Below are 12,409 nucleotides of genomic sequence, written 5' to 3'. Positions count from 1 at the left end.
TCCCATGACGAAAACTATTCTTTTGACGATTTTGGCCGTGGGGTCGGCGGCCTCGGCGGCGCGGGCCCAAGCGCCCGCGGCCACGCCCGGCGCTGCGCAGCAGCCCATCATCCTCAAGGCCGACAACATGCAGGTGCAGGCCCATTCGGCCGCCAACCGCCCCGACCGCGCGCCCGTGTACCCCGGCGGCGAGCAGGCCCTGGGCTTGTTTTTTCTCGAAAACATAAAATATCCGGAAGCCGCGCGCGTCAAAGCCCTTAGCGGCATCGTGCTGGTGACGGCCACGGTGAATGCCGACGGCAGCGTGACCAACCCGGTGGTGGCCAAGTCGCTCTCGCCCGAGTGCGACGCCGAGGCCCTGCGCGTGGTGCCCCTGCTCACGGGCTGGCAGCCGGCCATGCGCAAAGGCCGGCCGGTGCCGGTGCTCATTCAGCTGCCGGTGCCCTTCGGCGGCGCGGGCAACATGAAGATTGAAATGAACAACCGGCCCTCGCCCGCCGGCGTGCGGCGCGTGAAGTAGGTCGGGAGGGGCGTCGCGCTAGCGGCGCAGTACCCCGCAGCTGTGCTGCGGCCCGACGGACGCCGTTCAACGATTTCCGCCGAGCCGCAGCACAGCTGCGGGGTACTGCGCCACTGGCTACGCTTCATCGTGGCCTCACGCCAGGCTGCCGTATTTGCCGTGTTCGATAGTTAGTTAACATTACCCCCGCCTGATGGCCAGAAGTGGATTAAATACCAGTGGCAGCGACGTGACCACCGACCTGCCCAAACCGAAAGTAAACAAGGAGTCGCTCAAGCGCAGCCTGCGGATTTTCCGCTACATGCTGCCCTACCGCGGCAAGTTTCTGGTGGGCATGCTCATGCTGGTGCTCAGCAGCAGCACGTTCATGGTGTTTCCGTGGCTGGCCGGCAAGCTCATCGACGCGGCCAACCACAAGCCGGTGGTTATTCTCGACCGCTTTCCGCTCAGCATCAACGGCATTGCGCTGCTGCTGTTTGCCATCATCACCTGCCAGGGTTTCTTTTCGTTTGGGCGTATCTGGTTTTTTACGCAGGTGAGTGAGTTCACGGTGCGCGACATCCGGCAGGCGCTCTACGGCAAGTTTGTGCAGCTGCCCATCCCCTTTTTCGAGCAAAACCGCGTCGGGGCCATCACCTCGCGCATCACCACCGACGTGGGCCAAATTCAGGACACGTTTTCGCTCACCATTGCCGAGCTGTTTCGGCAGGTGTTCACGCTGATTATCGGCATCACGGCCATTCTCATCGTGTCGCCGAAGCTGTCGCTGTTCATGCTGCTCACGTTTCCGCCCATTATCCTGGCGGCCGGCGTTTTTGGGCGCAAAATCCGGGTGCTGGCCCGCAACACCCAGCAAGAGCTGGCCGCCACCAATACCATTGTGGAGGAAACCCTGCAGGCCATCAACTCGGTGAAAGCCTTCACCAACGAGCGGTTTGAAACCCAGCGCTACGGCACGGCCCTCAACCGCGCCGTGCGCGTGGCCCTGAAGAGCAATTTGTTCCGCGGCGGCTTTGTGTCGTTTGTTATTATCGGCCTTACCGGGGGCATCATCCTCATTCTGTGGCGCGCCGCCACGCTGGTATATTACCCTGGTCCCGACCACCTCGAAGTGAGCCAGCTGCTCACGTTCCTGCTCTTTACGGTCTTCATCGGCGCCTCCATTGCCGGCCTGGGCGAGATGTACGGCAAGATTCAGAGCACGCTAGGCGCTTCCGAGCGCATTCTCGAAATCTTGGACGAGGCGCCCGAACCCACGCACATCGAGCCGCCCGTAGGCATGGTGCCGACCCGGCTGCACGGCGACATCCGCTACGAGCACGTGGCCTTTCGCTACCCCACCCGGCCCGACGTGCCGGTGCTGAAAGATATTGATTTCCACATCGCGGCGGGCGAGAAAATTGCCCTCGTCGGCCCCAGCGGCGCGGGCAAAAGCACCATTGCCGGCCTGCTGATGCAGTTTTACCCCTTAAGCAGCGGCCGCATCATCGTGGACGGGCACGACGTGCAGGATTACGACCTCACCGCCTTGCGCCGCCACATTGGCATCGTGCCGCAGGAAACGCTGCTCTTCGGCGGCACCATCCGCGAAAACATTGCCTACGGCAAGCCCAACGCCTCCGACGCCGAAATCATCGAAGCCGCCGAGCGGGCCAATGCCTGGCAGTTCATCCAGGCCTTCCCCGAGGCGCTCGATACCGTAGTGGGCGACCGGGGCATCAAGCTCTCGGGCGGGCAGCGCCAGCGCGTGGCCATTGCCCGTGCCATCCTGAAAAACCCCGCCATCCTCATTTTGGACGAAGCCACGTCTTCGCTCGACAGCGAAAGCGAAAAGTTGGTGCAAGGCGCCCTCGATGAGCTAATGCAGAGCCGTACCAGTCTGATTATTGCCCACCGCCTCTCCACTATTCGCAAGGTTGATAAAATCCTGGTGATTGACGGTGGCCGCATTGTGGAGGCTGGCTCGCACGAGGAGTTGAGCGAGCGGGAAGGCGGGCTTTACGCGAATTTGCTGCGGCTGCAGTTTGAGTTGACGTAGTAGATTGCATACTCTATTCAGCCTCAGCCCTTATGCAACCAATTGTATTTGAAAAGTCACCGATGACGCTTGCTGAATTCAGCTCGATTAATTGGCTGATGCTGCGAAAGAAAATTGGGTACCTAATAATATTCCCAATTATCGTCTTGCTGTCATTCGTGGTCACTACCTGCAACATGGTTGTGGGCATGAAGTCCGACGATACCACTTACCCAATGGATTCGGAAAGTATTATGACGATGTTAGGGGGTGCACTTTTTGTGGGCTTTATTTATTATTCGTACCGAAAAGCCATTAAGAAAAACTACCTCAATACTCCTGCGCTAAGCGAGGGCCTGAACTACACGTTAACTGAGGAGCTAATTCAAACCCAAAGCAGCACAATAAACGGTTCTCAGCCTTGGGCTGCATCCTTCAAAACGGCAAACAAGGTTGGCAAATGGATACTTCTTCCTTCCTCCGGCAACGCCTTTTTCTTTTTAGACACGGAAAAAATCCTTCCGCCATCCACCATGTCGGATGTTGAAGAGCTTTTCAATCGAAAAGGTGTGAAACTGAAGAAATAATTACGTGAATTGCAGGTACTGAAACTTTACGAATGTCCAGTTCACTGCTAAAAGATGAAGGTTTGTAGCTCTAATGAACTAGCTTTCGCAACCTGTATTCACTACTTTGAGGCAGCAATGGACCTCAACTCCCTCATCACCGTTGACCCCGACATCCTCGGCGGTCAACCCGTTTTTGCCGGCACTCGGGTGCCCATCGAAACACTGTTTGACCATTTGGAAGCCGGTGTTTCGCTGGACGAGTTTTTGGATGACTTTCCTACTGTTTCCAAAGCACAGGCCATTGCGCTGCTTGAAACCGCCACTAAGCTCCTCACTGCACCTAACGTAGCCCAACTCTATGCGGCTGCTTGATGAGAACCTGCCGAAACGGCTGAAGCAGGATTTTCCAGCTCACGAAGTTTTTACGGTGCGCGACCAAGAGTGGAACGGCATCAAAAACGGGGAACTGCTGAAACGGATGCTAGGTGCTGAGTTTGATGACCTACTAACTTTCGACAAAAACTTGCAGCACCAACAGAATTTCAGCAAGTACACGCTGACCGTGTTTGTGTTACATGCGCCTATCAATACTACGCCGAGCTAACCAAACTGTCTCATCAAATCAACCGTCAGCTAACCGCTGGCGGCTTGCCACCGGGACCAGTCATCGTTTCGATGGCATGATTACCATTTAGAATTCCTCGAAACCCGCGCCCCAAGCGCGGGTTTCGTATTTTTGGCCCCACACTCACCCCCTCACGCTTTCCTTACCTGATGAGCAAGCACTTCCTTAGTTTCTCCGCGGCCGTGGTTACGGCTGCTACCCTGCTAGTTGCCCCGGCCGCTCAGTCTCAAATCCGCACGCCCGCCGCCAGCCCCCAGAGCACCATCACGCAGCGCGTGGGCCTCACCGACATCACCATCGTGTACTCGCGCCCCAGCGCCAAGGGCCGCAGCATTTTTGGCAGCGACAACTCGCTGGTGCCGAACGGCAAGCGCTGGCGCACGGGTGCCAACGGCACCACCAGCATCAAGTTTTCGGACGATGTGATGATTGAGGGCAAGAAGGTACCGGCCGGCGAGTACGGCATCTACACCGTGCCGCGCCCCAACGAGTGGACCGTGGTACTGAACAAAAGCCTCAAGCAAGGCGCCGACGTGGACGGCTTCAAGGACGACCAGGACGTGGCCCGCTTCACCATCAAGCCCTACAAGCTGAGCAGCAAGGTCGAAACCTTCACCATCGCCTTCACCGACCTGACGCCCGCCACCGCTAACTTGGCCATGGAGTGGGAAAACACGGGCGCCAAATTCAAAGTGACCGCCGACGTGGACACCAAGGTGATGGCCCAAATTGACGAGAAAATCACCAAAAACGCCAACCCGGCCCCCGCCGACCTCGCCGCGGCCGCCGTGTATTACTACGACAACAACAAGGACCTGAAGCAGGCCCTGGCCTGGATGGAAAAGGCTAACGCCGCCGAGCCCACCAAGTACTGGAACCTGAACACGGAAGCCAAAATCCGCCTCAAAATGAAGGACTACGCCGGCGCCACCAAAGCCGCCGAAGCCTCCAAAAAAGCGGCCCTGGCTGCCACGCCGCCCAATGGCGAGTACGTGAAAATGAACGAGGACCTGATGGCCCAGGCCAAGAAGGGCGGCAAATAAGCCTCTCGACATTGTGAGCGCATCCAACGAGGGTCAGCGCAGCTAATCCTTCCGGCAAGACGTAAAACCCATTAGAAGTAGAAAGCCCCGGCTCTGCATTGAGTCGGGGCTTTTTGTTGCCTTCTGGCAGAAACAGGAATTGCACGGACATGGCCTGAGTACTCGCCCGCACTATGCCCGCACTGCCCGGGCGCTTAAGTAACGGCGAAGCGGTGCGTCCACCAGCACCAGAATCAGGTAAGCCAGCCCGACCAATGCCAGCGTGGCGCCGGGCACCAGCCAGGCCAACGTAGCCGTGGATGGTTTTTGCGTTCCGACGTAGCTCAGAAATACCCACACAAAGGGGTAGTGAACCATGTAGAGCGGATAGGAAATCTCCCCGAGCCAGCGGCAGGGCCCGGCCAGCCGCGGGGCCAGGTGTGCGCCAGCGCCCAGTGCCACCAGCAGCGGAAAATAGATGAGCACCGTCAGCAAATCCGTGAGGCGGGTCAGCTCATTGTAGTATGGAAACAGGAGGCCAACCACCAACAGGGCCCCCACGCCCCCGAACCCGAGGCGCGTGGGCACAATCCAGCGGGACCGGTACAGCACCATGCCCATCAGGAACGAGTAGCTGACGCGCGCGCCCCCTCCCCAAAACGTATCGAGGCCCCAGCCGATGCTCAGGTTTGGGACCAGATACGCCTGGTACACCAACGCCGCGGCGGCCAGCAGCGTGAGCAGGCGCAAGCCACCGGGGCGCAACCGCACCAGCAAAAGCGCATAAGCGACGTTGGCCAGGTATTCCCAGAACAGCGACCAGGTGGGCGCGTTGAGCGGGAAGAGGTTGAACGTGCGCTCGGACACCACGGGATAAGGAATCAGCAGGCACGAAGCCACGAACAGCTGCCAGGTCTGGCTGGCGTAGGTGGCGTACAGGTTGATAAAGGGGTCGAAGAGAAAGGTCAGCAGGCCGAGCACCGACCCCACCAGCACCAACGGATGCAGGCGAATCAGCCGCCGCCGCAGAAAGCCCAGTATGCCCATACTGCCGAGGCGGGCGTCGTAGGCGCAGGCAATGACGAAGCCGGAGAGGCAGAAAAAGAAGTCAACGGCCAGGTAGGCATGGGCGATGAACAGCTTTTCGTAATCGGGCACCACTATTTCCATGAAGTGGTACACCACCACGGCCAGGGCGGCAATGCCGCGCAGGCCATCTAGAACGGCGAAATGCGGCGTGGGCGGGGAGGGCGAAGGGGTGTGGCGGTTGGTTTCCTGCACAACAATGAATGGGGTGGGCTTCGCAGTCACCCTACTTCCGCCGCCCCTGCAAAATTAGCAGGCGCTTCAGGTTGTCGACTTCAATTTCGTTGGGCTGGGTGGCCAGCACGCGCTTGAGGTCCTTGGCCGAGCGGCCGCCGAACACCACCACGCCGAGGCCGGCGGCGCGGGCCTGGGCGGTTTGCTCCGGCGTCACGCGGTCGGCGTCGAGCACCACGGTGTGCAGCTTTTCGGTGCGGGCCAGCTTCAGGCCAAAGGCAAATTCGTCGGAGGCGATTTCGAGACCGATGGGAACTTTGGGCATGGCCTTGCGGACCAGCGGGATGGTGCCGCTTTCCTGGGTGATGAGCAGGACTTTTTCGGGCGGCACGCGGTAGCGGGCGAGGCTGCGGGCAATCTGGCGGATGAGCAGCGGCGTGCGGGCGTGCTGCTGGCCGGCGGGCAGGCACTGGTCGTCTTCGTGCAGGTCGAGGTGCAGGCGCGGGAAGGTGGGCCGGCGGCCGAGGCGGGCCAGCAGGGTATCGAAAGTGATGGGATGCTCCTTCTGAATCCAGTCGTAGGGCCAGCCGCCGCGGTAGCGCAGCTGCACCAGCTCGGCGGCGGTGTGCTGGCTCACGCAGCCGGTGCCGGAGCCGTGGTCGTCGAGCTTTTGGTCGTGGTAGAGCATCACCACGCTGTCCTGGCTGAGCTGCAGGTCGATTTCGACGCCATCGGCGCCCCGCAGCAGGGCTCGCCGAATGCCGCGCCAGCTGCTGGGCGGCCGAAAGTTGAAGGGGCTGATGGGGGTGAAAAAGCCCGAGCCCGCGTGGCCCAATATGACCAGCTTGGGGTCGGGCGTGACTTTGGTGGTGGCGCAGCCGGCCAGCTGCCAGGTGATGGCCAGGGCCAGCGCGGCCTTAAATACGAAGTGGTTTCTCATGAAAAAGCGTGGACCGGCACGTGCCTTGCGCACCTGAACGGGAAAGTGGCCCGCCGGGATGTAGAGACGCGTATCCGCGTCTCGTCGTTGAACTAGCCAAACCGCGCCGCAGGGCGTCAATCAAGCGTCATCGTTCAACGACGAGACGCGAATACGCGTCTCTACATCCCGGCGCGGCTTCTCCAACAAGCCGAACAGGAACGTGAGCGCCACCACCAGCCACAGCGACGCCCACACGTCGCTCAGATAGTGCATGCCCAGCACCAGCCGGCCCAGCCCAATCAGCCCCGGCAGCACCAGCAGCGGCACCCGCCAGCGCGGAAACGCCACGGCCAGCGGCAAAAACAGGCTGAAATACACGGCCGTGTGGTAGGAAGGAAACGAGTCGTTGTGCGGGCCGGCGGCCCACAGCCCGGTGCCCGCATAGCCCTTGGCAAACTGCACTTCCGGCCGCAGGCGGTGCACCGAGCCCTTCAGCGCCTTGGCCAGCACCATGCTGAACTCGTGCGTGAGCAGCAGCACCAGAAACAGCGTGGCGCCCGGGCGCCTCAGCCCGTAGCGGCCGATGGCGAAGGCCAGCCCCAGCGCCACAAAAATGAAGGGCAGGCCCACCACGTGCGTCATCAGTGCCTCATGCGCGGCGTCGGCGCCGGTGGTGAGGGCGGCGAAGAAGGGCCTGGCCCACCCGAAATGCGCGTGGATGAAAGCGGCCAGCGGCTGGTCGAGGAACAGAATGAGCAGCGCGCAGACCGGCAGCGTAAGGGCAGTGAAAACAAGAAACTGGCGAAGCGTCATGTGGCAATGTATCGCGGACTCTGCGAGTCCGCGCGGGTCGGAACGTTCGTGCGTCAGGGCGCGGACTTGCAGCGTCCGCACTACGGTGCTACCCCAGCGCCTGGTTCAGGGCCACGATGGCGGGCCGGTATTCCTCGCGCCCCACAATGAACTGAATGTTGACCTTGCGCAGGGCAAAGCCGGCACTGCGGATATTGATGCCGGCCTCGGCCAGGGCGCCGGCGGCGCGGGCCAGCAGGCCGGGCTCGTCGATGTTGGAGCCGATGAGGCAAACCAGGGCAGCGTCTTCGATGGTGACCTGCTCGTATTTAGCCTGCAGAGCAGCGGTGAGTTCGGCCTTCAAATCTTTGGCCCACACCAAAACGGAAATGCTGTTGGCGCTGGTGGCTTTGAAGATGTAGCTCACGTCGAGGTCGTAGAACACCTGCATGAGGTGCAGGTCGAAGCCGGCGGTGCCCACCATCAACGGGTCGTGGATGTCAATCATCACCACTTTATCGGTGCCGGTGATGACTTCGATGTGCTTGTCGGGGCTCACGAAGTCGCGGGTGATGAGCGTGCCGGGGTGCTCGGGCTCGAACGTGTTTTTGATGCGCAGGTCGATGGCGTGTATCTCAAGCGGCTTCGAAGCTTTGGGGTGAATGGCTTCCATGCCCACGTCGGCCAGCTGGTCGGCCACGTCGTAGTTGGTGAAGCCCACGGGGCGGCAGTGGTCGACGCCAACTAGATTGGGGTCGGCGGAGCAGAGGTGGTATTCCTTGTGAATGACGGCCTCCTGGGGCCGCACGGCCACGGCAATCTTGCTGAACGTGACTTCCGAGTAGCCCCGGTCGAACTCGCGCATGATGCCTTCGGTGCCCTTGGTGTAGCCGGTGGCGATGCAGATGGTGCCGGCAAAATCAATGTCGGCAAACGCCTGCCGAATCCGCTCGTCAATGGTCAGGGCCTGGGCGTCGTCGAAGCCGCTGAGGTCGACCAGGGTGGCGTGTACGCCGCGGTTCTGCAGGATGTTGACGGAATTGAAGGCCGAGTGCGCCTCTCCTATCGAGGCCAGGATTTCGCGGGCCGCCTGCAGAATGTTGGCGCTGTTGACGTAGCCGGAAGCCAGCACGTTCACTAGGCTCTCCAAGTACACCTGCGCCTGGTCGATGCGCTGCTGAATGAAGGCATCGGCCACGGCCAGGTTCAGGCCCAGCGGCTCGTAGTGCTTATTCAGCTCCTGCAGCTTGGCGGCCACGTCTTGCAAGGCCACCCGAAACTCCTGGTGCTGGCTGATGCGGTGATACACGCCGGGGGCGCTGGTTTTCTTGTTTTCGAGCAGCCAGTTGGTGACGTTGGCGTAGGCCGACACCACAAAAATGCGGTTGTACAAGGCCGCGCCCTGGCGGCCGTGAAAGATGATGTTCTTGAGGACATCGGCGAAGGCGGTCATCGAGGTGCCGCCGATTTTTTCTACTGTGAGCATACGGTGCTAGCGGGCGCCTCACCCCCCGGCCCCCTCTCCGCAGGGAGAGGGGGAGCCACGGCGGCGCGGACGCGAAAATTCAATTAGACAAATAAGAAGGTCGTTCGGGTAATGCCCAAACGACCTGCAAGGTAAAATCGGAACAAAGGCAAACCGCTAACAAGTGTGCCGCCGTGGCTCCCCCTCTCCCTGCGGAGAGGGGGCCGGGGGGTGAGGCGCTCGTTACTGCGCCACTTCCTTCCCATAGGAAATCATGTTCGTAATCAGCCGATAGGCGCCCGGCACACCCGCCGGCAGTTCCCGAAACAGCGACAGGCCGGTGTAGATGTAGTGGCCCTTGCCGTAGTCCGTCACCAGAATGGCGCTTTCCTTGGGGGCTTCGCCGGGGTCGCTGCTGGAGATGACGGTCTGGTATTTGGGGTCCCATTTCGAGGGGTAGTAGAGGCCCTGCTCCTGCACCCAGTCTTTGAAATCGTCGGCGGTGATTTTGTTGGGGGCGGCCAGCAGCTGGTGCTTCGTGAGGGTCACGGTAGCGTCTTCCACGGTCACGCGGTCGGAGGAAAGCGTCATGGGGTAGGGGCCGATTTCGGGCATTACGGTGCCGCGGTTCACTGTGTATTGCACCACGACGTTGCCGCCCTGTTCGATGTATTTGAGGATTTCGGGCTGCTGGGTTTTGAGGCGGTCGACGGTGTTGTAGGCGCGGATGCCGACCACGAGGGCGTCGAATTTCTTGAGGGTGGCGGCGGTGAGGTCTTTGGGTTCGAGCAGGGTCACGTTGTAGCCGATTTGGCGCAGGGCGTCGGGCACTTCGTCGCCGGCGCCCATGAGGTAGGCCACGTTCTGGCCGCGCCGCTTCAGGTCGAGCTTCACCAGCGGGGCCACGGCTTCGGGGAAGAGGAACTGCGTGGGGATGTGCGGGTACTCAATCTTCTGGATGCCGCGGGCGTAGGCCTGGCCGGCCACGGTGGCGGTGGCGCGCAGCTCGGCGCGGCCGGGCGCGGCGCCGGCCAGGGGCTGCACCTGGAAGTTCACGGTCAGCTCCTCGTCTTTGGCGGCAAGGGCGAAGTCGGCGGTGGCGGGCTCGCACTTCCAGCCGGCGGGCAGGGCCAGGGCCAGGCGGCCGCTCACCCCGGCGCGCCCGGCCCGCAGCGTGACGGGCACGGTCTTGGGCTGGGCATCGGCGAAGACGTAGGAACGGGCGGGCGGCAGGTTCACCAGCACGGGCGGCACCACGGCCAGCGGCTGGTATAGTTCGCCCAGCACGGGGTCGGTGTGCTTGTATTGCACGGGGATTTCAAATTTGAGGAAGCTCTTATTTTTTGAATCCTTATCCATTGAGATGCTCACCATAAATTCTGCCGTAGCAGCAGGGGGATTTATGGGTTCGCCAATCATTCTTTGTTTTGACAGCACTTGGTCAAAAGGCCCGTTGTAGGATTTCAGGTCTTCAACCTTTTTAGCATTGCCTTCATGTCCCGCTCTATCATCGGTGTCATAACCAACGGGGAGACGTTCTGGCAAAACATACATGCCGGTGGTGTTCGGTTTTCGCAACCAGTAAGGCTGAGTTATTGCTGCTGAATCGGGCAGTACAAACTTCAAATTAAAGATTGTCGCAGCCTTCGTAATGAGTGCCGGACGCTCAAATTTCAACTTGTTTGTGAACTGTTGGATGGACAGTGACTCAAGCAAAACAGGAACTTGGGATGCATTAAGAACAGTAGCATTCACCTCAAGCACTTGGCCCGGTGTTACTGTCGATTGAGCAGTGCTAGCTTCCAGATAAAGCCCCAAACTCGCTTTAATAAGCGCCTCAACTTCTTCTGTTTTCTGAATTATCCAAGCGGCATTATTCCTCAATCCATGCGTTGCAGTGGGCGCAACCTTGTTGAGGTGCAGCTTCAATATTTCTTCCCGCACCTTCAGCAGCCCCGCCACGCTGGCGCTGGGGTTGCTCGGGTCGTACTTGCGAATCACCTCCTCGATGAGCTTGCCCACGGCCGCGCCGCCGGGCACGCGGTTCCAGGTCTGGTCCACGCCTTCGAACAGGTCCTTGGTGGCTTTATCGCCTTTCACGGGCTGGAAATACTCCAGCGCCTCGCCCCGCTGGGCGGCCGAGCCGAAGCCCTGGCTGCGGTGGTTGGAGCGGCTGCGGGCCGCGATTTCGCCGTAGCTCTGGCCCAGCAGGGGGTTGTAGCCGCCGGCGTCGAGCCGGAGGTAGCCGTCCATGTTTTCGCCGGGCTTCACGAAGAAGCTGCCGGTGTTCCAGAATAGCCGCTTGGGCTGCCAGGCTTGCACGTACCGGAGCTGTTCGGGGAAGCGCTTGGGGTCGCCGGCGGCGTCGAAGGCTTCGGCGGCGAGGATGGCGCTGGCCTGGTGGTGGCCGTGGCCGGCGCGGGCATCGGGCGGGAAGCGGGTGATGAGCACGTCGGGCCGGCGCTGGCGGATGACCCACACCATGTCGGCGAGCACCTGCTCCTTGTCCCAGATGCGAAAGGTTTCGTCGGAGGTTTTGGAGAAGCCGAAGTCGTTGGCGCGGGTGAAGAACTGCCGGCCGCCGTCGAGGCGCCGGGCCGCCAGCAGCTCCTGCGTGCGGATGACGCCGAGGCCTTCGCGCAGCTCGGGGCCGATGAGGTTCTGGCCGCCGTCGCCGCGGGTGCAGCTCAGGTAGCTGGTTTCGAGCAGACGCTCGTTGGCCATATAGGCGATGAGGCGGGTGTTTTCGTCGTCGGGGTGGGCGGCCAAGTACATCACCGAGCCGAGGACGTTGAGCTTCTTGAGGCCCAGCAGGATTTCGGAGGAGGTATAGGTTTTGGGCGTTTGGGCCTTCGTTTCAGTTAACAGGGAGCCGTTAACAGTGAGCAGTAGCAGGGCCGCGAGGCGCGGACGGAAGAGTCGGAACATGGGCGAGAAACCGGGATTGAGGGTGTGAAGTTACCGGACGTTCAACGGAGCGCCTCACCCCCCGGCCCCCTCTCCGCAGGGAGAGGGGGTGCCAATCGACATCAGGTGTTGGTAGGCGGGTGGCATCCTTTACTGTGACAACCACGCACAGTAAGCGCCGCCGTGGCTCCTCCTCTCCCTTGGGAGAGGGGGCCGGGGGGTGAGGCGCCCGGCACAACAAGCCCAATGGCGCAGGTTCGCCGACACGCGCCAGCACGTATGCCACGGGACGGGCGCAACATTGGGCGGC

11 protein-coding genes are annotated in these 12,409 nt (G+C 61.1%); 6 read left to right on the top strand and 5 right to left on the bottom strand.

Annotated features, from left to right (window positions below):
• Positions 1-4 precede the first annotated feature (4 nt).
• From IC234_RS10045 to IC234_RS10020, 6 genes are all read left to right on the top strand, one after another.
• A complete protein-coding gene (locus IC234_RS10045; RefSeq protein ID WP_190924065.1) occupies positions 5-520 on the top strand; it encodes an energy transducer TonB in 516 nt (171 codons plus the stop codon).
• A gap of 193 nt (positions 521-713) precedes the next feature.
• Entirely contained in the window at positions 714-2,558 is a 1,845-nt protein-coding gene (locus IC234_RS10040) for an ABC transporter ATP-binding protein (protein WP_190924063.1), read from the top strand.
• Positions 2,559-2,590: 32 nt separating this feature from the next.
• Positions 2,591-3,124, top strand: a complete 534-nt coding sequence (locus tag IC234_RS10035) for a hypothetical protein (protein ID WP_190924061.1) — start codon at positions 2,591-2,593, stop codon at positions 3,122-3,124.
• 117 nt (positions 3,125-3,241) lie between these two features.
• On the top strand, positions 3,242-3,478 hold the full coding sequence (locus IC234_RS10030) for a DUF433 domain-containing protein (protein WP_190924059.1): 237 nt from the start codon (positions 3,242-3,244) through the stop codon (positions 3,476-3,478).
• Positions 3,465-3,710, top strand: coding sequence for a hypothetical protein (locus tag IC234_RS10025; RefSeq protein WP_190924056.1), 246 nt, complete (start codon positions 3,465-3,467; stop codon positions 3,708-3,710). Before IC234_RS10030 ends, IC234_RS10025 begins: the two co-directional genes overlap by 14 nt.
• A 170-nt stretch (positions 3,711-3,880) precedes the next feature.
• Positions 3,881-4,774: a DUF2911 domain-containing protein gene (locus IC234_RS10020; RefSeq protein WP_190924054.1), complete on the top strand. Its 894-nt coding sequence runs from the start codon at positions 3,881-3,883 to the stop codon at positions 4,772-4,774.
• 171 nt (positions 4,775-4,945) lie between these two features.
• Here the strand turns inward: IC234_RS10020 and IC234_RS10015 are convergent, their stop codons facing one another.
• The 5 genes from IC234_RS10015 to IC234_RS09995 form a co-directional block, all read right to left on the bottom strand.
• Positions 4,946-6,034 carry an acyltransferase family protein gene (locus IC234_RS10015; RefSeq protein ID WP_190924051.1) on the bottom strand — a complete coding sequence of 363 codons (1,089 nt, stop codon included), beginning with the start codon at positions 6,032-6,034 and terminating at the stop codon, positions 4,946-4,948.
• A gap of 31 nt (positions 6,035-6,065) precedes the next feature.
• Positions 6,066-6,953: a glycerophosphodiester phosphodiesterase gene (locus IC234_RS10010; RefSeq protein ID WP_190924049.1), complete on the bottom strand. Its 888-nt coding sequence runs from the start codon at positions 6,951-6,953 to the stop codon at positions 6,066-6,068.
• A gap of 120 nt (positions 6,954-7,073) precedes the next feature.
• Complete coding sequence (locus tag IC234_RS10005) at positions 7,074-7,748, bottom strand: phosphatase PAP2 family protein (protein ID WP_190924047.1); 675 nt, start codon at positions 7,746-7,748, stop codon at positions 7,074-7,076.
• A gap of 88 nt (positions 7,749-7,836) precedes the next feature.
• Positions 7,837-9,213, bottom strand: coding sequence for an aspartate kinase (locus tag IC234_RS10000; RefSeq protein WP_190924045.1), 1,377 nt, complete (start codon positions 9,211-9,213; stop codon positions 7,837-7,839).
• Positions 9,214-9,435: 222 nt separating this feature from the next.
• Positions 9,436-12,120: a PIG-L family deacetylase gene (locus tag IC234_RS09995; protein WP_190924043.1), complete on the bottom strand. Its 2,685-nt coding sequence runs from the start codon at positions 12,118-12,120 to the stop codon at positions 9,436-9,438.
• Positions 12,121-12,409: the final 289 nt, after the last annotated feature.

This window comes from Hymenobacter armeniacus (assembly GCF_014699055.1).
GTDB classification, from domain to species: domain Bacteria; phylum Bacteroidota; class Bacteroidia; order Cytophagales; family Hymenobacteraceae; genus Hymenobacter; species Hymenobacter armeniacus.
Note: the sequence above shows the minus strand (reverse complement) of the source record. Positions and strands in the feature narration are given on the sequence as shown.